We start from the raw sequence: 18,439 nt of genomic DNA on the forward strand, positions 1-18,439 counted from the left end.
CTACTCGGCCGTTCATATATATTTTCATAACTGATCGCCATGGGAGAGAGGACCGTCATGACCGTGGGTACCGAGCAGGCCGCACCGAGGACCGCGCGCGGCCGCACCGTGCCGGACGGCGTGTGGATCGGTGTCCTCGCGCTGCTGACGGCCGTGGCGCCGCTGGCCACCGACATGTACCTGCCCGTGCTGCCGACCGTGGCGACCGAGCTGGGGGCGTCGGCGTCGGCGGCGCAGCTGACCCTGACCGCGTTCCTGGTGGGGCTGGCGGTCGGGCAGCTGGTGATCGGCCCGCTCTCGGACAGCTGGGGGCGGCGACGCCTGGTCCTCGCCGGCACGGTCCTGCTGTTCGTCGCATCCCTGGCGAGCGCGGTCGCGCCGTCGGTCGCGGTGCTCGTCGTCGCCCGGTTCCTGCAGGGCTTCGGCGGTGCGGCCGGTCTGGTGCTGAGCCGCGCGATGATCTCCGACCGCACCACCGGCGCGCGGACCGCGCAGCTGTTCTCGCTGATGATGGCGATCAACGGGATCGCGCCGGTGGTCGCGCCGGTGATCGGCAGCTCGCTCGGCGGGGTCGTCGGCTGGCGGGGCATCTTCGTCGTGCTCGCCGGGCTGGCGCTGCTCATGCTGGTGTCGTCGCTGCTCGCGGTGCACGAGACGCTGCCGGCCCCGGCCCGTACCTCCGGCGGTGTGCGACGGACCTTCTCCGACGTCGGTGCGCTGCTGCGCCGCCGTCGTTACGTCGGCTACGTGCTCGCCTTCGCCACGTCGTTCTCGATGATGTTCGCCTACATCTCCGGGTCGCCGTTCGTGCTGCAGCAGACCCTCGGCCTCTCCACGACGCAGTACGCCCTCGCCTTCGGGACGAACGCGGCCGGGCTGGTGCTGGGCAACATCGTCAGCAGCCGGCTCGCCGCTCGGGTCGCCCCGCGCCGCCAGCTCGTCGTCGCCGTCGGGGGGCTGGTCGTGCTGTGCGCGGCACTGCTCGTCGTGGTGCTGCTCGGCGCCGCCCGCTGGCCCGTCCTCGTGCTGCTGTTCGCGACCCTGGCCACGCTCGGGTTCGTGATGGGTAACAGCGCGGCGCTGGCGACCGGCGAGGTCCGCGACCGCGCCGGGACGGGCTCGGCCCTGCTGGGGGCCACCCAGTTCGGCCTCGGCGCCCTGGTCTCGCCGCTGGTCGGGTCGAGCGCGACGGCGATGGCCGTGACCATGCTGACCGCGGCCACGCTCTCCGCCGTGTCGCTCGCCACCCTGACCCGCGGCGCGACCGCGCCGCGCTGAGCCCGCCCCGCCCCGGGCACTCGTCGGCCCGGCCGCCGCGACGCCGAGATGCAGCTCAGCGGGAATCGTCGATCTCCACGGCCCGCTGAGCTGCATCTCGGTGGACCGCGCCGACCCGGGTCGAGGCGCGCGGGCGACGGGACACGGGGCCGTCGTCAGGGGGCGGTGATCTCCACCGGCAGCCCGGGGTCGCTGAAGGTGACGGTCACCGCACCCGGGACCGCGGCGCCGGCGTTCTGCGTCCCGGCGGCCGGGGCCTGCGGCTCCAGGCGCAGCCGGAGCAGCCGTCCGCGGTCGGCGGGGGCGGCGTCGGGGGCACCGAGCCAGGCGGTGAACCGCGGGGTCGGCGAGACCAGCCCGGCGAGCTCGTCGAGCCGGGTCGCGACCGCCGGGTCCGGGGCGCCGGCCCGTGCGGCGGCGAGGTCCACCGACCCGGTGTACGTCGTCGCGGCGACGCCGCCGACGTCGGTGGTTCCCGGCGCGGCGACGACGTCGCGCAGTCCGGGCGCGGCGTGCAGCATCCCGCCGACGGCACCGACCGGGAGGAGCCCCGTGGACAGCGGCTGCCAGCGGTCGCTGCCGCCGAACCGGAGCCAGGCACGGTCGTCGAGCACCCTGACCCGGGCACCACGAGTGCCGAGGGCGACGGTGAGGTCCGCGGCGAACGGGGTGAAGCGGGCGGGGCCGGAGGCGCGCACCGGGCCGGTGATCGAGTCCAGCTCGACGTCGACCCGCGACGACCCGGCGTCGGCGAGCGCGGTGCCCGCGGCGGCCACGGTGTCCTGCGCCGACGGCGCGGCGGAGGCGGGCGGAGCCCCGTCGGCGGTCGGCTCCGGGGATCCCGTCGTGCATCCGGCCAGGGCGAGGACGAGGAGGGCGCCGCAGACGGCGGACGCCCGGCGACCCCGGCTCACGAGGCCGATTCGGTCTGCTTGCGCCAGCGGATGCCGGCCTCGATGAACTCGTCGATCTGGCCGTCGAGCACCTGCGAGGGGTTGCCCTCCTCGTGCTCGGTGCGCAGGTCCTTCACCAGCTGGTACGGGTGCAGCACGTAGTTGCGCATCTGGTTGCCCCAGGAGGACCCGGCCTCCTTGAACGAGTCGCGCAGCTCGCGCTCCTCCTGCCGGCGGCGCTCCAGCAGCTTCGCCTGCAGCACGGCCATCGCCGACGCCTTGTTCTGCAGCTGGGAGCGCTCGTTCTGGCAGGCGACGACGATCCCGGACGGGATGTGGGTCAGCCGGACCGCCGAGTCGGTCGTGTTGACGCCCTGGCCGCCGGGCCCGGACGCGCGGAACACGTCGACCCGCAGGTCCTTCTCGTCGATCTCGATGTGGTCGGAGGTCTCGACGACCGGGGCCACCTCGACACCGGCGAACGACGTCTGGCGCCGCCCCTGGTTGTCGAACGGCGAGATCCGCACCAGGCGGTGGGTGCCGGCCTCGACCGACAGCGTCCCGAACGCGTACGGCGCGTGGACGGCGAAGGTGGCCGACTTGATGCCGGCCTCCTCGGCGTAGGACGTCTCGTAGACGTCGGTGCCGTAGCCGTGGCGCTCGGCCCAGCGCAGGTACATGCGCAGCAGCATCTCGGCGAAGTCGGCGGCGTCGATGCCCCCGGCCTCGGACCGGATGGTCACCAGGGCCTCGCGCTCGTCGTACTCGCCCGAGAGCAGGGTGCGGACCTCCAGCGAGGAGATCTCGCTGCGGAGCTTCGCGCGCTCGGCGTCGGCGTCCGCGACCGCGGACTCGTCGCCCTCGTCCTCGGCGAGCTCGTAGAGCACGGGCAGGTCGTCGAGCCGGCGGCGCAGGTCGTCCAGCCGGCGCAGGTCGCCCTGGGCGTAGGCCAGCCGGCTGGTGATCTGCTGGGCGGCGTCGACGTCGTCCCAGAGGTCCGGCCGGCCCGCCTGCTCGGACAGTTCCTCGATCTCCTGGCGCAGCCGGGGCACGTCGGCGACGGCCTCGATGCTGGACAGCGTGGTGTCGAGGTCCTTCAGGTCGGCCTGGACGTCGGAGTTCACAACGGTCGAGGGTACGCGGGGTGGGACCCGGTTCAGTCCTGGGGGATCGCGTCGATCAGCTTGATCATCGCCCGGGTGTGGGCGACGGCGAAGTCCGCGACCGGGCGGCCGTAGGGGTCGTCGGTCGCACGGGCGGCGGCGCGGGCCACCGCGAGCCGCTCGGCGTAGGCCTCGCGGGCGGCCGCGACGAGCTCGGTGCGCTGCTTGACCGTCAGCGTCCCCGCGTGCAGCAGCCGCAGCACCAGCGGGCTCCGGACGGCGTCGGCGTCGCCGCCGGTGGCGAGCCAGTGCTTGAACGACCGCTTGCCGGCGGCGGTGATCACGTACTGCTGACTGGCCCGCGGGCCCTGCTTGCCCAGGCGCAGCAACGCCTCCTCGGTCAGCGCGGGCAGCTCGCGGTAGACCTGGCTGCGGGTGACCGAGAAGAACAGCCCGAACCGCTCACCGGCCGCCGCCACCAGCTGCCCACCGGTCATCGGCCCGCCGTGGAGCAGACCGAGGAGGGCGGCGGCGGTGGCGTTGACCGGTGTGACGGGTGCCATCGTCCGACGGTCCCACGTCCGCGCCGGGCGCGCGAGTCCACAGCGCACATCCGCCCTGAGCAGACGGGGTGCACTGTGGCCTCACGCGGGCCCACGGAGGGGTCAGACCCCGATGGTCAGCGAGGCGATCCGCTCGCGGGAGACGGCGACGTCACCGTACTGGCCGGCGAGCCGCTTGGCGCGCTTGTAGAAGAAGTGCGCCTCGTGCTCCCAGGTGTAGCCGATGCCGCCGTGGAACTGGATCATCGCCGCGGTCGCCTGGAGCGCCACGTCGCTGCTCTTGGCCTTGGCGACGGCGACGGCGAGCTCGGCACCGTCGAGCCCGGTGTCCACCGCGTGCGCGGCGTAGAGCGCCGCGTGCTCGGCCATCGTGACCCCGACGTGCAGGTCGGCCAGCGCGTGCTTGAGCGCCTGGAACGACCCGACGGGCACACCGAACTGGGTGCGCTCGCGGTCGTAGGCGACGGTGCGGGTCAACGCCTCGCGGGCGATGCCGACCAGGTCCGCGGCGACCAGCACGGTCGCCCGGTCGGTCAGCTGCTTCTGCAGCTCGACGGTGGTGCCGGGCAGCGCCTCGGCGGTCCCGCCGCCCAGCGACGCGAGCCGGATGGTGCCGTCGAAGCTGCCGACCGGCGACGCCGTGGCGCCGGTGACCAGCGCCAGCCCGGGCAGGCCGTCCTCGGCCGGGGCGACGACGACGTCGGCGAGCGCGCCGTACTCCACCACCGGCAGACCGGTCGCGGCGCTGCCCCGGGTGGTGAACGCACCGACCGCCTCGCCCGCGGCGAGCTTCGGCAGCCAGGCCGCCTTCTGCTCGTCGGAGCCGGCGAGCCGGATCGCGTCGGCGGCCAACACGGTGCCGCGCCACGGGCCGGGGGCGACACCCGCCCCGAGCGCCCGGGCGATCACCTGGGCCTCGACCAGGCCGAGACCGAGGCCGTCGTGCTCCTCGTCGACGGTGACCGCGGTCCACCCCTGCTCGCCCGCGGCGCGCCACAACGACGCCGGGTTGCCGTCGTCGGACGGGTTCTCGACGACCGTCCGCACGGCGGCGAGGTCGAAGCGCTCGGCCAGGTAGTCGCGCACCGCGGCGCCGAACTCCTGCTGGTCGGAGGTGAGTGCGAAGAACATGTGTCCGCTCCCCTTACCGCGGCAGGCCGAGCACGCGCTCGGCGGTGACGTTGCGCTGCACCTGCGACGAGCCGCCCCAGATGGTGACCGAGCGCGACCACATGGCCTGGGCGTGCAGCGGGCGCAGGTCGGTGCCGTCGGGCAGCGCGTCGAGCGTGGCGTCCTCGCCGAGGATCCGGTCGTAGACCTCCCACAGGTCCTGGAACGCCTCGGACCACTGCAGCTTGGTCATCGACGCCTCGAAGCCGAGATCGCGGCCCTGCTCGACCTGGGTGAGCACGTGCATCGAGTGCAGCTTCAGGCACTCCAGCTCGACCAGGACGCGGGCCAGGTCGTCGCGGATCACCGGGTCGGTGTCGCGGCCGAGCCTCCGGGCGACGGCGGCAATCTCGTCGTACTGACGACGGAACTCGGTGTACTGGGAGATGCCGGACGCGCCGCGCTCGAACGAGAGCAGCAGCATCGCGGTGCGCCAGCCGTCACCGATCTCGCCGAGACAGTCCGCGGCCGGGACGCGGGCGTCGTCGAAGAAGACCTCGCCGAACTCGCTGGCCCCGCTCATCTGGCGCAACGGGCGCGCGGTGACGCCGGGCTGGTCCATGTCGATGAGCAGCATCGAGATGCCACGGTGCTTCTCCGACCCGGCCTCGGTGCGGACCAGGGTGAAGATCTTGTCGCCGTGCACGGCGTTGGTGGTCCAGACCTTCTGGCCGTTGACGACGAAGTCGTCACCGTCGCGGACGCCCTTGGTGGACAGCGCCGCGAGGTCGGAGCCGGCACCGGGCTCGGAGAAGCCCTGGCACCACACGACCTCGTTGCGCAGCAGCGGGCCGATGATCTCCTTCTTCTGCGCGTCGGTGCCGATCGCCATGACCGTCGGCGCGAGGAAGGTCAGCCCGAGCGGGTTGACCGTGCGCGGCGCCTGGGCGCGGACGGTCTCCTCGTCGTAGATGGCCTTCATGCCCGGCGTGCCGCCGCGGCCGCCGTACTCGACGGGCCACTGGATGCCGGCGAACCCGGCGTCGGCCTTGTCCCGTTCCCAGTCGCGCCGCAGCCGGAAGCTCTCGGAGTCCTCCAGGGACTCCCAGAACCCGGGGCGGGTCCACTCCTGCGGGATGTGGGCGCCGAGCCAGGAGCGCAGTTCCGCGCGGAACTCCTCCTCGGCCGGGGTGAAGGTCAGGTCCATGGATGAGCACCCGTTCGTCGTGTGAGGTCGGCACTGTCCCGACCCGGAGCCTTCCATACCCGCCGGTAACCTGCCTCCCGCGGCGTGTCCGTGGCCCGGGCGGTATGCAGGGAGTAGCATTTCGGTATGCGCAGCGAGCGGGTGACGGTCACGCTGCCGGCGGAGCTGGTGGCCGAGGCGAGGGACGCGGTGTCCCGCGGATCGGCGGCGAGCCTGTCCGCCTACGTGGCGGAGGCCGTGCAGGCACGGCAGGACCGGGACCGTTCCCTGGCCACCCTGGCCGACCTCTACGGCGGCCCCCCGCCGGCCGACGAGCTGGATGCCGCGCGCCGTTCGCTGCGCCCGGTCCCGCCCGTGGCCGTCGGCTGAGCCCACGATGATCGGCGGACGCGTACTCGACTCCTCGGCTCTGGCGGCCTTCGCGACCGGTCGCCCCGTCTACATGCGTGCGCTGGTCTGGGCCGCGGTGGAGGAGAACATCGTGCTCGCGGTGCCCAGCGCCGCCCTCGGCCGCGCCTGGTCGATGGTCGACGCCGAGCACCACGCCGCACTGCAGGTCCTGCTGGGTCTGCCGAACACCGTGATCCACGAGCTGTCCCCCGAGAGCGCCCAGGAGGCCGGGCTGCTGCTGGCCTCCCAGGGGCTCGACGACATCGTGACCGGCCAGGTCGTCACCGCCGCCCGGCGGCGGGGCTGGCCCGCGGTCACCGGGGACCCGGGGTCGCTGCGCAAGCTCGACCCGATGGTGCCGATCGAGGAGCTGCCCTGAGCGTGCTCAGGCGCTCCCGTCGCGCAGCCGGGTCCGGAGGCGCGTCAGCTCGTCCTCGGTGAGGCCGTTCTCGCGCAGCCAGCCGACCGGGCCGCCGTGGCGCTCGTCGAGCAGCCGCAGGAACTCGGCCATGACCTCGGCCCGTGGACGGTGCCGGTCCAGCTCGTCGGCGCCGGGCATCGGCTCGCCCGAGGCGGTCGTCCACTTCCGGAACAGGGCGTCGATCCGGGTCGCGGACAGCGCGTAGTCGGCGGTGATCTCCTCCCGCGGTACCCCGACCGCGGCGCACACCAGCGCGACGAGCACCCCGGTCCGGTCCTTGCCGGCGGCACAGTGCACGACGGTCGTGCCGGACTCCAGCCCCGCGATCCGGCGCACCCCGTCGACGACGTACTCGCCACGACCCTCCAGGTAGGCGAGGTAGTGGCCGAGCATCGGATGGGAGTCGCCGAGGTCGACCTCGGGCAGCGCGATGCCGGTCTCGGGGATGAAGCTGAGCCGGTGCACCGGCACCCCGGCGTCGGCGAGCGCACCGAGGCCGTAGGTCGTGCGTTCGTGGTCGGTGCGCAGGTCCAGCACCTGCGCGACGCCCAGCTCGTCGGTGAGGTACGCGACGGCGGCCGGCCCCAGCCCCTCCAGGGACTCGGTGCGCAGCAGGACGCCGGTGCGGACGCGGCCCCCGCCGTCGAGCGGGAGGCCGCCGACGTCACGGGCGTTGGCGAGGCCGTCGACGGTCAACCAGCGGTCCGGTACGAGATCGGTCACGACCCCAGGTTAGGCAGCCCGGGGCGCCACGGCAGCGGTCACCGGGCGGGGTTCACCGGCCGTGCACCGGCGGGCGGCGCAGCGCGGCGGGCAGCACCCGGGCACCGTCGCCGTACGCGGCGGCGGCGTCGTCGGGGTTGACCAGCCGGCAGGTCGTCATCGACAGGCAGCCGCAGCCGATGCAGCCGTCGAGGCCGTCGCGCAGGGCGGTCAGCGCGTCGATCTGCTCGTCGAGCCTGCCGCGCCAGGACCGCGACAGCCGGGCCCAGTCCGACCGCGTCGGCGTGCGGTCCGCGGGCAGCGCGTCGAGGGCGGAGCGGACCTCCTCCAGCCCGATCCCGATGGACCGGGCCGCCCGGACGAAGGCGAGCCTGCGCAGCACGCTGCGCCGGTAGCGACGCTGGTTGCCCGAGGTCCGGGTCGCGGAGATCAGCCCTTCGCGCTCGTAGTAGCGCAGCGCCGAGTGCGGGAACCCGCTGCGCTCGACGATCTCCCCGATGGTCAACAGGTCGCCCGTGTCCATGCCCGTCCCCCGTCCCACTACCCCGCCGCGGCCGTCCCACACGCCGTTCCACGCATCGGGACGGCCCGTACAAACCTCGAGCCGACTCCAGTATTGCGCCGTTCATCGCAAGCCCGCCACCTGCGGGGACCGCCGTCCGTCGGCCGAGGGGCACCGTCCATCGGGTTGCTCCCCGCACTCTCTCAAGATCACGGAACCGGTGAACGGTGCCTGTCGCGCGGCGACCGACGGCCCCGGGGCTGGACCCCCGCGACGGGGCCCTCTACGGTCATCCCCAGTCATCACGGCCCGATCACGAGCGGGCTGGAGCCGGACTCCCCGACCGGCTCACCCGGGACCCCCGACCCGGCCGTTCGTGCGCGGTGCCGTCCGTGATCTGAAAGGCGTTTCCTTGCCCGGACACCGCTCCCCCGGTGGCCACCACGGGTTCCCCCGACCCGTGGCGACCACACCCGCAGCGACGGCCGCTGCACCGTCCCTCCGTTCCTCGCGGCACGGCGGCCCCGCGCACGCCGCGCGTCGTGCCGGCACCCGCACGGCCGCCACCGGCGCCGCGTTCGGCGTGCTCGCCTCCGGTGCGTTCGCCGCGATCGTCCCGACCACTCTGGACGGGACCTCGACGCAGGCCGACGCCGAGGAGGGCGGCACCACCGCCGCCACGACGCTGGCCGCGTACTCCGCGAACATCCCCTCGGCCACGAAGGCCACGGACGGCTCGACCTCCGGCTTCTTCAGCCCGGTCTCCTTCGCCCAGCCGTCCGCCGCGTCGGGCGCGCTGCAGGCCGCCGCCCCCGCCCAGGACGCCGACCTCGCGTCCATGGGCAAGGCGCACGAGATCGCGACGAAGATCGCCGCCGAGCACGCCAAGGCCGCCGCGGCCGAGAAGGCGCGCCAGGCCGAGAAGGCGCGGATCGACGCGATCGTCGCCCAGGGCGGACTGGACGGCTGGATCGCCGAGGCCCTGGACCACATGGGGCTGTCCCAGTCCTACGCGAGCGGGCTCAAGCGGATCATCCTCAAGGAGTCCAACGGGAACCCGCACGCCATCAACAACTGGGACTCCAACGCCGCGGCCGGCAACCCGTCCGAGGGCCTCATGCAGGTCATCCCCTCGACGTTCGCGGCCTACGTGCACCCGGACTTCGCCGACCGGGCGATCACCGACCCGATCGCGAACATCACCGCGGGCGTGCGCTACATGATCGACCGCTACGGCATCGATACGCTCGACGCGGGTGGCCGGGTCGGCAGCCACGGCGGATACATCGGATACTGAGCGAGACCCTGACCCCACGAGCGGCGGTCACCGGGGGAACCCGGTGACCGCCGTCGTCGTTGTAGAGGTCGAATCGTAAACTTCCCTTTACTCGATCGTGCCCGCAACGAGGAGCTGCCACTCGTGTCGTCCCCCGGTGGAGCCCCCGCCAGCCGCACCACGACGACGGCCGGGGGCGTCGCGCGCTCCCGGTTCCGTCCGGAGCTGCAGGGGCTGCGCGCCCTGGCGGTGGTGCTGGTGGTCGTCTACCACGTCTGGGTCGGCCGGGTCTCCGGCGGCGTCGACGTGTTCTTCCTGATCACCGGCTTCCTCATCACCGGTGGTCTCCACCGGGCGGCGGCGCGGGGCGGGGTCGACGTACTCGCCACGTGGCGACGCCAGTTCTCCCGGCTGCTACCGGCGGTCACGGTCGTCCTCGTCGCGGGCGTGGTGGCCGGGTTCTGGCTGCTGCCGGAGAACCGGTGGATGCCGACCGTCCGGGAGACGGTCGCGTCGCTGCTGTTCCTGCAGAACTGGGAGCTGGCACACAACTCGGTCGACTACGCGGCCCGCGACAACGCGGCGAGCATCGTCCAGCACTTCTGGTCGCTGTCCATCCAGGGTCAGTTCTACCTGCTCGCGCCGCTGGTCGTGGCCGGTGTCGCGATCGCGACCCGGCGGGACGGGGCCGACCTGCACCGGCGGCTCACCGGCACGCTGCTCGCCGTCGGCGGGGCCTCGTTCGCGTACTCGGTGTACCTGACGCTGGTGAACCAGCCGCTCGCCTACTTCCACTCAGCGACGCGGATCTGGGAGTTCGCGCTCGGCGGGCTGCTCGCGCTGTGGATCTCCCGGATCGAGGACCGGCCGGAGCTGACCCCCGGCACCCGCGCGGTGCTCGGCTGGGGCGGCGTGGCCGCGCTGGTCTCCTGCGGGATCCTGCTCCAGGTCGACCGCGCGTTCCCCGGCTGGGCGGCGCTCTGGCCGACGCTGGCCGCGGCGATGGTGCTGGTCGCCGGGCGGTCCGGGCACCGGTTCGGCGTCGACCGACTGCTGTCGGGACGGGTGCTGCGCACGATCGGCGACATCTCGTTCCCGCTGTACCTGTGGCACTGGCCGATCCTGACGCTCACCCTGGTGCGCACCGGGCAGGACCGGCTGGACCTCGAGCAGGGCGCCGCCGTGATCGCGGTGTCGTTCGTGCTGGCCTGGTTGACCCACCGGTTCGTGGAGCAGCGGATCGCCGCGCTCGACGTGCGCCACGCGCTGCGGACCGGCGGGGTGCTCGCGCTGACCGTGCTCGTCGCGGCGGGCTCCTGGTACGGGCTGGCCGCCGCGCGGACGTCGACGCCGGTGCTGGCGGGCTCGCCGTCGCACCCGGGCGCGGCGGCGCTGTCCCCGCAGTTCGACCTCGCCTCGCTCGACCCGGCCGACGCCGAGCTGACCCCGTCGCTGGTGCAGGCGCCCGACGACTGGAGCTACCACGGCACCAGCTGGGACTGCGGGCCCTCCGAGCACGGCGCGGAGCTCGAGGTCTGCACCGTGCCCGCGCCGGCCCCGGAGACCTCGGAGCGGACGGTCGCCGTGGTCGGCGACTCGCACGCCCAGCAGTACGCCGCCTCGCTCGCGGTGATCGCCGAGCAGCGCAACTGGTCGATGGTGGGCATGTTCCGCGGGGCCTGCCCGATGTCGGTGCGCTCGGAGACCGTCGCCGACGACCAGGGGTGCACCGACTGGAACGCCGCGGTGCACGACCAGCTGGTCGCGATGCACCCCGACGCGGTCCTGACCCTGGCCAGCCGCGACGTGCGGCCCGGACTGCACGAGCAGACCCCCGAGGGGTTCGTGCAGGCCTGGCAGCGGCTCGACGCGGCCGGGATCCCGGTCGTCGCGGTCCGCGACAACCCCCGGTTCGACTTCAACGTGGTCGACTGCGTCGCCAGGCAGGGCCGGGGCGCGCCGGACTGCGAGGTCGACCGGCACACGCTGTACCAGCCGTACCCGCCGTGGTCGGCGGTCCCGGGCGTCCCGCCGAACGTGGTGTTCGCCGACGTGGCCGACGGCATCTGCGACCCGGCGGTCTGCCGCAGCGAGGTGGGCAACGTGCTCGTCTACATGGACGACAACCACCTGACCGCGACCTACGCCGAGACCCTCGCCCCGACGCTCGCGACGGCGTTCGACCACCTCGGCTGGTGAGCCTCAGGCCGGGCGGACGCTCCGCCCGGCCACGGAGACGACGTCGCCGCGCCGGATCCGGGCGCCCCGGCGGTGCTCCGGTGCCCCGTTGACCGTGACCTCGCCCGCCTCCAGGATCTCGCGGGCGTGCACGCCGTCCTCGGCGAGGCCGGCGAGCTTCAGGAACTGACCGATCCGGATCGGCTCCTCACGGATGGGCACGTCCTGCGGGGGCTGTGGCGTCCTCATGTCCCCAGTGTCCCCGCCGTAGCATCACCCGGCGTGGGTGACCACTACTTCAGCGCCACGCCGTCCGTCGCGAGCCACCGCGGGTCGGTCCGCCTGCACACGTCCGGCGTGGACCTGTCGCTGGTGACCGACACCGGGGTCTTCTCGCACAGCCGCCTCGACCGCGGGACGAAGGTGCTGCTCGACACCGCGCCGATGCCGCCGGTCCGCGGCCCGCTGCTCGACGTCGGCTGCGGCTACGGCCCGATCGCGCTCACCCTGGCCAGCCGGCGCCGCCGGCTTCCGGTGTGGGCGGTGGACCTGAACGAGCGCGCGCTGGGCCTCACCCGGGAGAACGCCGACGCGGCCGGGCTGGGCAACGTGACCGCCTGCCGGCCCGAGGAGGTCCCCGACGACGTCACCTTCGCCGGGATCTACTCCAACCCGCCGATCCGCTCCGGCAAGGCCGCGCTGCACGAGCTGCTGCTGCGCTGGCTTCCGCGGCTCCTCCCGGACGGGCGGGCGTACCTGGTGGTGGCCAAGAACCTGGGCTCGGACTCGCTGCAACGGTGGCTGAACGACGAGCAGGGCTTCCCGACGACCCGCCTGGCCTCCGAGCGCGGCTACCGGGTGCTGGAGGTCGCACCGGCGCCCTGAGGGGGCGGGAGCAGCCCGTCGACGAGTGCGTCGACGACAGTGTCGGTCGGGGTGTCCGGGTCGATGGACAGGGTCAGCCGGTCCAGGAGCAGGCCGTCGACCGCGTAGTGGAACAGCGCGATCTCCGCGGGCCCGCCGGGCAGTCCCGCGGCCCGGTTGTAGGCGACGTCGGCGGCGAACCCGGTGCGCAGCCACTCCCCCATGACCTCGGCGACCTCCGGGCGCCGGGCGGCCTCCAGACGGAGCTCGAACAGCGCCAGCGTCACGTCCCGCTCGGCACCGAGCCGGCGCACGATGTCGCGGACGTGGTCGGCGAACATCGCGGGCCCTGCCTCCCCCGCGCGCAGGCCGGCGACGGTGTCCGGGTCCGGCGCCAGGCGCTGCCCGATCCGGTCGGCCAGCGCACGGACGAGCTCGGCGCGGGTCCGGAAGTAGTTCGACGCCGTGCCGGTCGGGACGCCGGCCGCCCGGTCCAGCGCGCGGTGGGTCAGTCCCCGGGCGCCCTCGCGGGCCAGGACGGCCAGCCCCGCGTCGGCCAGCCGCTGCCTGCGGTCGTCGTTGCGTGCCATGCGGGCACCCTAGACGAACCACGACGCCTGTTGTACTTTCAGCGACCACGACATCCGTCGTGGTTCCCTCGACCCGGAGGTCCGCGCATGCGCGAGCTCGTCTACTACGTCGCGGTCTCGCTCGACGGCCGCATCGCGGCCCCCGACGACACCTTCGACGCCTTCCCGCAGACCGGCGACCACATCGACATGATCCTGCGGGAGTGGACCGACACGGTCCCGGCCGTCGGGCTGGACATGCTCGGGCTGACCGCGGACAACAGCCGGTTCGACACCGTGCTGATGGGCTGGAACACCTACGCCGCGGGCCTGGCGGCCACCACCGACCCGTACCCGCACCTGGAGCAGTACGTCCTGTCGCGCAGCCGTCCCGCCGACGCGGTGCCCGCCGGGATCACCCTGACCGGGCGTGACCCGGTGGACCTCGTCCGCGAGCTGAAGCGACGCACCGGCGCCGGCATCTGGCTCTGCGGTGGCGGGCGGCTCGCCGCCGCGCTGGCGGGCGAGATCGACCGGCTGGTGCTCAAGGTGAACCCGGTCGTGCTCGGGGCGGGCAAGCCCCTGTTCGACGACGGCGGCGGGTACCGGCCGCGGTCCTGGGACCTGGTGCGGTCGACGCCGTACCGCTCCGGGGTGGTCGTCGCCGAGTACGCGCGGGTCCCCTGACAGGACGAAGGCCCCCGGGGTACTCCCCGGGGGCCTTCGTGAGTGGTAGCGGGGGCAGGATTCGAACCTGCGACCTCTGGGTTATGAGCCCAGCGAGCTACCGAGCTGCTCCACCCCGCGCCGTCCGGGACCGCGTGCGATCCCGTCTGTGTTGTGTCACCACCGTACACCGGCCGTTCACCGGACCTCCGAGGGGGGTCGCTCCCGGCGACGGCCCGGACCCCACGAAGACCGAAGGCCCCCAGGAGATCCTGGGGGCCTTCGTGAGTGGTAGCGGGGGCAGGATTCGAACCTGCGACCTCTGGGTTATGAGCCCAGCGAGCTACCGAGCTGCTCCACCCCGCGCCGAACGGAACCGCGTGCATTCCGTCTGTGTTGCAGGGGCAACCTTACACACCGGGCCGGACCCCACCCGCAGGGGGGTCCGGCCCGACGATGATCAGCCACCGGCGCCCTGGAAGGCCGCGACCGCACGGTCCAGCGCGGCCAGCGCCTCGCCCTGCCTGGCGAAGTCACCGGACTGCTGGGCCGCCTTGAGCTCGTTCAGCGCCGCACGGATCTGCTGCGCCGCGGTCGCCTGCGCCGCGTTGGGCGCCGCCGGGGTCTGGGCGCCCTGTCCGTTCGGCGTGGCCGGCGTCGTGGGCGTCGTCGGCTGGGCGGGCTGCCCGGTCGTCGGAGCGGCACCGCCCGCGGCGGCACCGGCTCCGGCGCCGAACACCTCGTCGAGGGCACGGGACAGGCTCGCGTCGTAGCCGAGCCGGTCGCCGTAGAACACCAGGACGCGGGCCAGCTGCGGGTAGGTCGAGTTGTCCTGACCGCCCGCCCGCTCGATGTACACGGGCTCGACGTAGAGCAGACCACCGGCCACCGGCAGCGTCAGCAGGTTGCCGTAGTCGATCGTGGTCTGGTTCTGCCGCAGCAGGTTCAACTCGGAGGAGACCTCGGGCGAGCCGAGGAACCGGGCCTGGACCTGCTGCGGGCCGAGCGTCTGGGTCTCGTTCGGCAGCTGCAGCACGGTCAGCTTCCCGTAGGTGTCCGGGTCCGAGCTGGCCGACACGTACGAGGCGAGGAACTGCCGCCGCAGGCTCACCAGCGCGCTGGTGAGCTGGAACGACGCGCCCTCCTGCCCCGGCAGACCCGCGTAGATGTAGTACGGCGGCTGTGCGTCCTGGCTGCCGCCGTTGCCGCCCTGCACGGTCGGGTCGGACGGGACGTCCCAGAACGACACGGTGGAGAAGAACTCGTTCGGGTCGTCGACGTGGTAGCGGGTCAGCAGCTCACGCTGGACCTTGAACTGGTCCTCCGGGTAGCGCAGGTGAGCCTGCAGGTCCGGGGTGATCGCCGAGCGCGGCTCGACCGTGCCCGGGAACGCCTTCTGCCAGGTCTGCAGCACCGGGTCGGACTCGTCGAAGGCGAAGAGCTTCACGGTGCCGTCGTAGGCGTCGACCGTGGCCTTCACCGAGTTGCGCAGGTAGCTGATCGTGTCGTTCGGCAGCTGCTGGCCGTTCGGCCCGAGCCGGGAGTCCGCGGTCGCGTCACCCAGCTGCACGCGCTCGGCGTAGGGGAAGTTCTGCAGCGTGGTGTAGCCGTCGATGATCCACTGCACCCGTCCGTCGACGACGGCCGGATACGGGTCGTTGTCCAGCGTCAGCCACGGGGCCACCGCCTGCACGCGGTCCCGCGGGTTCCGGACGTACATGATCTTCGAGTCGGCGTTGATCGAGTTGTTGAACAGGATGTTCCGCTCGCCGTAGGCCAGCGCGAACACCGAACGGTTGAACAGCCCGCCGATCGGGACGCCGCCGGCACCGGTGTAGGTGTACTGCGCCTCGTCGGAGTCGTACTCCCGCGGCGCGGTACCCGGCTCGGCACCGACGATCGAGTACTGGTTGTCGAGCAGCTCGCCGTAGTAGATGCGGGGCTGCTGGACGGGCACGAAGCCCTGCTGCTGGGTGTCGGAGACCTGGAAGTTCGGCAGGCCGCCGGAGCCGCCCGCGTCCTCCAGGGCCTCGTTCACCTGGTTCGCCGGAGCGGCCACGATCCCGTTGCCGTGGGTGTAGACCAGGTGCCGGTTGATCCAGTCCTGCTGGTTGTTCACCAGGCCGTTGGCGTTCATCTCGCGCGCCGCGACGACGTAGTCACGGGTCTCGCCGTCGACGGTGTAGCGGTCGATGTCGAGGTTGGGCGAGAACCCGTAGAAGTTCCGTCGCTGCTGGAGCTGGGTGAACGTGCGGTTGAGCTTGCCCGGGTCGAGCAGCCGGATGTTGGGGATGGTGTCGGTGTCGGCCCGGACCTGGGCCGGTGTCGCCTCCGACGTGCCCGCGTAGGGCGTGATGTCGACCTTGTCCGGACCGATGCCGAAGGCGTCCCGGGTCGCCGCGATGTTGCGTTCGATCGACGGGGCCTCGTTGACGTTCGCGTTGGGCGCGACGACGAACTGCTGCAGCACCAGCGGGAACGCCGTGCCGACCAGGATCGAGGAGACGACCAGCATGACCACGGCGACGGCCGGGATCTGCAGGTTCTGGCGGAAGGCGGCGACGAAGAACGCGAGCGCGCAGATCACCGCGATGACCAGCAGGATCAGCTTGGCCGGCAGGACCGCGTTGAGGTCGGTGTAGGTGGCTCCGTAGAACGTCTGCGCATTGCGGTTGGACCACAGCAGGTCGTAGCGGTCGAACCAGTAGGCGACGGCCTTGAGCAGCACGAACACCCCGGCGAGCACGGCGAGCTGGGCGCGCGCGGCGGTGGAGACGAAGCCGGAGCGGCCGGACAGCCGGATGCCCCCGAAGATGTAGTGGGTCACCAGCGCGAGCACGAAGCAGATCGCGACGGCGACGAACAGCCAGTTCAGGCTCATCCGCAGGAAGGGCAGGGTGAAGGCGTAGAACCCGATGTCGTTGCCGAACTCGGGATCGGCGCGGCCGAACGGGGTGCCGTGCAGGAACATCTGCACGGTCTGCCACTGCGTCGGCGCCGCGAGCCCGGCGATCAGACCGATCACGACCGGCACGCCGACGGCGAACAGGCGCAGGCGCTGGATGATCGTGGTGCGGTAGCGCGCGACCGGGTCCTCGGGGCCGGACACCGGCACGAAGACCGGGCGGTACCGGTAGGCCAGCCACAGCGTCAGCGCGACCAGGCCGCCCACCACCAGGGCCACGACCCCGAAGAGCACGATCTGGGTGAACAGCCGGGTGAGCTGGACGCTCCGGAAACCGACCTCGCCGAACCACAGGTAGTCGACGTAGAAGTTCAACAGCCGCGAGCCACCGAGCAGAAGCACTACGAGGACGCCCGCGGCGACCAGCAGGATCCGGGTTCGGCGGGTCAGCGACGGCGCTCCCACAGGGGGCCGCATGGACGACACGGGCACACTCCACAGTTCGGGTACGACTCGTGGAGAGCGCGGCCGGCTGGGGCGACGGCACGGTTCTCCGAGGGCAACTGTACGGAGGTTCGGTGAAGTCGCGGTCGGGTCCCGGTGTGTCGGGACGAAAACGACACATCGGGCGGCGGTCCCCCGGCTCTCCGACCGCATCGTCGCAGGACGGGCCGGGGTCGGGCGCGCCGTCGTCGTCGCACGATCGTAGGGTTCCGTCCGTGGGCGTTCGATCTTCGACGTGGGTGACCGCGGTCCTCGTACTGCTCGCCCTCACTGCGGTCGGGACCGTGGTCCCCGCGCCGGTCGTCGCCCTCGGGCCGGGACCGACCTTCGACACCCTCGGTGAGGTCGAGGGCACGCCCGTCGTGTCCGCGGAGGGCCTGCCGACCTACCCGACGACCGGGCACCTGAACATGACCACCGTCGGCGTCACCGACGGGATCTCGACGCTGCGGGCGCTCGGCATGTGGGCCTCGGGCACCTACCGGCTCGCGCCGCGCTGGTCGCTGTACCCGCCCGGCGAGTCCACCGAACAGGTCACCCAGGCCAACCAGCAGGAGTTCGACGGCTCGATCGCGAACGCCGAGGCCGCGGCGCTGAACCACCTGCACCTGCCGACCCGGGTCACGGTCGGCGCGCTGACCGACGGCTCGCCGTCGGCGGGGGTGCTGGAACCCGGCGACGAGATCCGCGCCGTCGGCGCCACCCCGGTGACCTCGGTCCAGGGCCTGCTCGACGCCATGGGGACGGCGCGCCCCGGTCAGCCGGTCACCCTCACCGTCCGCCGGGGGGACGCCGCGCCGCGCCAGGTCACCGTCACCCCGGCCGCCCACCCGGACGACCCGGCGCGGGCCTTCCTGGGCATCACCCCGGCCACCTCCCCCGCCGAGGGGCAGAAGCTGACCATCACCCTGGGCGACGTCGGCGGCCCCTCGGCCGGTCTGATGTTCAGCCTGGCTCTGGTCGACAAGCTGACCCCGGGTCCGCTGACCGGCGGCCGGTTCGTCGCCGGCACCGGCACCATCGACGCCGAGGGCCGGGTCGGGCCGATCAGCGGCATCCGGTTCAAGATGCTGAAGGCCCGCGAGGTCGGTGCGCAGACGTTCCTGGTGCCCGCCGCGAACTGCACCGAGGCCGCCGAGGACGCGCCCGACGGCCTCCAGCTCGTGCGCGTCGGGACCCTCGACGAGGCGGTCGGCGCGCTGACCACCCTCGACACCGGCGGTACGCCCGCCGGCTGCTCGTAGTTCCCCGGTCCGCTCGCAGCGAACACCGCCCCACCAGGCCCGA

The 18,439-nt window shown here is 73.0% G+C and carries 18 protein-coding genes and 2 tRNA genes; 8 read left to right on the top strand and 12 right to left on the bottom strand.

Annotation, left to right across the window (positions count from 1 at the left end; all coding sequences use genetic code 11):
• The first annotated feature begins 57 nt into the window (after nucleotides 1-57).
• On the top strand, nucleotides 58-1,278 hold the full coding sequence (locus tag KPF22_RS24740) for a multidrug effflux MFS transporter (protein WP_224403430.1): 1,221 nt from the start codon (nucleotides 58-60) through the stop codon (nucleotides 1,276-1,278).
• Between the two features lie 155 nt (nucleotides 1,279-1,433).
• Here the strand turns inward: KPF22_RS24740 and KPF22_RS24745 are convergent, their stop codons facing one another.
• The 5 genes from KPF22_RS24745 to KPF22_RS24765 form a co-directional block, all read right to left on the bottom strand.
• Nucleotides 1,434-2,192 (bottom strand): hypothetical protein, encoded by a 759-nt coding sequence (locus KPF22_RS24745; RefSeq protein ID WP_224403431.1) that lies wholly within the window; start codon nucleotides 2,190-2,192, stop codon nucleotides 1,434-1,436.
• Complete coding sequence (gene prfB / locus KPF22_RS24750; protein WP_062400615.1) at nucleotides 2,189-3,295, bottom strand: peptide chain release factor 2; 1,107 nt, start codon at nucleotides 3,293-3,295, stop codon at nucleotides 2,189-2,191. The genes KPF22_RS24745 and prfB overlap by 4 nt, the downstream gene beginning before the upstream one ends.
• A gap of 32 nt (nucleotides 3,296-3,327) precedes the next feature.
• The gene (locus KPF22_RS24755) at nucleotides 3,328-3,837 is read right to left on the bottom strand and encodes a helix-turn-helix transcriptional regulator (protein ID WP_020621783.1); all 510 of its coding nucleotides are present in this window, start codon (nucleotides 3,835-3,837) and stop codon (nucleotides 3,328-3,330) included.
• Between the two features lie 102 nt (nucleotides 3,838-3,939).
• Nucleotides 3,940-4,968: an acyl-CoA dehydrogenase family protein gene (locus KPF22_RS24760; RefSeq protein WP_224403432.1), complete on the bottom strand. Its 1,029-nt coding sequence runs from the start codon at nucleotides 4,966-4,968 to the stop codon at nucleotides 3,940-3,942.
• Nucleotides 4,969-4,981: 13 nt separating this feature from the next.
• Entirely contained in the window at nucleotides 4,982-6,154 is a 1,173-nt protein-coding gene (locus KPF22_RS24765; RefSeq protein WP_062400611.1) for an acyl-CoA dehydrogenase family protein, read from the bottom strand.
• 126 nt (nucleotides 6,155-6,280) lie between these two features.
• On the opposite strand from KPF22_RS24765, the gene KPF22_RS24770 reads away from it, so the two are divergent.
• Together KPF22_RS24770 and KPF22_RS24775 are read left to right on the top strand one after the other, a co-directional pair.
• On the top strand, nucleotides 6,281-6,523 hold the full coding sequence (locus KPF22_RS24770) for a hypothetical protein (protein WP_020621780.1): 243 nt from the start codon (nucleotides 6,281-6,283) through the stop codon (nucleotides 6,521-6,523).
• 7 nt (nucleotides 6,524-6,530) lie between these two features.
• On the top strand, nucleotides 6,531-6,923 hold the full coding sequence (locus KPF22_RS24775; protein WP_062400607.1) for a hypothetical protein: 393 nt from the start codon (nucleotides 6,531-6,533) through the stop codon (nucleotides 6,921-6,923).
• A gap of 6 nt (nucleotides 6,924-6,929) precedes the next feature.
• Here KPF22_RS24775 and KPF22_RS24780 read toward each other — a convergent pair whose 3' ends face one another.
• The gene (locus KPF22_RS24780; protein ID WP_224403433.1) at nucleotides 6,930-7,688 is read right to left on the bottom strand and encodes a tyrosine-protein phosphatase; all 759 of its coding nucleotides are present in this window, start codon (nucleotides 7,686-7,688) and stop codon (nucleotides 6,930-6,932) included.
• A gap of 52 nt (nucleotides 7,689-7,740) precedes the next feature.
• On the bottom strand, nucleotides 7,741-8,211 hold the full coding sequence (gene soxR, locus KPF22_RS24785; RefSeq protein ID WP_062400605.1) for a redox-sensitive transcriptional activator SoxR: 471 nt from the start codon (nucleotides 8,209-8,211) through the stop codon (nucleotides 7,741-7,743).
• Nucleotides 8,212-8,650: 439 nt separating this feature from the next.
• Here soxR and KPF22_RS33320 point away from each other — a divergent pair, with 439 nt between their 5' ends.
• Together KPF22_RS33320 and KPF22_RS24795 are read left to right on the top strand one after the other, a co-directional pair.
• The gene (locus tag KPF22_RS33320; RefSeq protein ID WP_224403434.1) at nucleotides 8,651-9,487 is read left to right on the top strand and encodes a transglycosylase SLT domain-containing protein; all 837 of its coding nucleotides are present in this window, start codon (nucleotides 8,651-8,653) and stop codon (nucleotides 9,485-9,487) included.
• Between the two features lie 123 nt (nucleotides 9,488-9,610).
• Nucleotides 9,611-11,665 (top strand): acyltransferase family protein, encoded by a 2,055-nt coding sequence (locus tag KPF22_RS24795; RefSeq protein WP_208819926.1) that lies wholly within the window; start codon nucleotides 9,611-9,613, stop codon nucleotides 11,663-11,665.
• A gap of 3 nt (nucleotides 11,666-11,668) precedes the next feature.
• Here KPF22_RS24795 and KPF22_RS24800 read toward each other — a convergent pair whose 3' ends face one another.
• A complete protein-coding gene (locus tag KPF22_RS24800) occupies nucleotides 11,669-11,893 on the bottom strand; it encodes an RNA-binding S4 domain-containing protein (RefSeq protein WP_208819928.1) in 225 nt (74 codons plus the stop codon).
• Between the two features lie 33 nt (nucleotides 11,894-11,926).
• Between KPF22_RS24800 and KPF22_RS24805 the strand changes: the two genes are divergently transcribed.
• Complete coding sequence (locus tag KPF22_RS24805) at nucleotides 11,927-12,529, top strand: class I SAM-dependent methyltransferase (protein ID WP_208819930.1); 603 nt, start codon at nucleotides 11,927-11,929, stop codon at nucleotides 12,527-12,529.
• Here the strand turns inward: KPF22_RS24805 and KPF22_RS24810 are convergent.
• Entirely contained in the window at nucleotides 12,496-13,098 is a 603-nt protein-coding gene (locus KPF22_RS24810) for a TetR/AcrR family transcriptional regulator (RefSeq protein WP_224403435.1), read from the bottom strand. The two genes, KPF22_RS24805 and KPF22_RS24810, sit on opposite strands and share 34 nt — an antisense overlap.
• 87 nt (nucleotides 13,099-13,185) lie before the next feature.
• Here KPF22_RS24810 and KPF22_RS24815 point away from each other — a divergent pair, with 87 nt between their 5' ends.
• Nucleotides 13,186-13,764: a dihydrofolate reductase family protein gene (locus KPF22_RS24815; RefSeq protein ID WP_208819933.1), complete on the top strand. Its 579-nt coding sequence runs from the start codon at nucleotides 13,186-13,188 to the stop codon at nucleotides 13,762-13,764.
• Nucleotides 13,765-13,807: 43 nt separating this feature from the next.
• On the opposite strand, the gene KPF22_RS24820 is transcribed toward KPF22_RS24815, so the two are convergent.
• The 3 genes from KPF22_RS24820 to KPF22_RS24830 form a co-directional block, all read right to left on the bottom strand.
• Nucleotides 13,808-13,884: transfer RNA gene (locus KPF22_RS24820), tRNA-Met, on the bottom strand.
• A 148-nt stretch (nucleotides 13,885-14,032) separates the two neighbouring features.
• Nucleotides 14,033-14,109 (bottom strand) — tRNA-Met (locus KPF22_RS24825).
• A 94-nt stretch (nucleotides 14,110-14,203) separates the two neighbouring features.
• Complete coding sequence (locus KPF22_RS24830; protein WP_224403436.1) at nucleotides 14,204-17,125, bottom strand: UPF0182 family protein; 2,922 nt, start codon at nucleotides 17,123-17,125, stop codon at nucleotides 14,204-14,206.
• 266 nt (nucleotides 17,126-17,391) lie between these two features.
• On the opposite strand from KPF22_RS24830, the gene KPF22_RS24835 reads away from it, so the two are divergent.
• Nucleotides 17,392-18,396: a PDZ domain-containing protein gene (locus KPF22_RS24835; protein ID WP_208819936.1), complete on the top strand. Its 1,005-nt coding sequence runs from the start codon at nucleotides 17,392-17,394 to the stop codon at nucleotides 18,394-18,396.
• Nucleotides 18,397-18,439 lie beyond the last annotated feature (43 nt).

The sequence above is a fragment of the Pseudonocardia sp. ICBG1034 genome, from assembly GCF_020131375.1.
In the GTDB taxonomy this organism is placed as follows: Bacteria; Actinomycetota; Actinomycetes; order Mycobacteriales; family Pseudonocardiaceae; genus Pseudonocardia; species Pseudonocardia alni.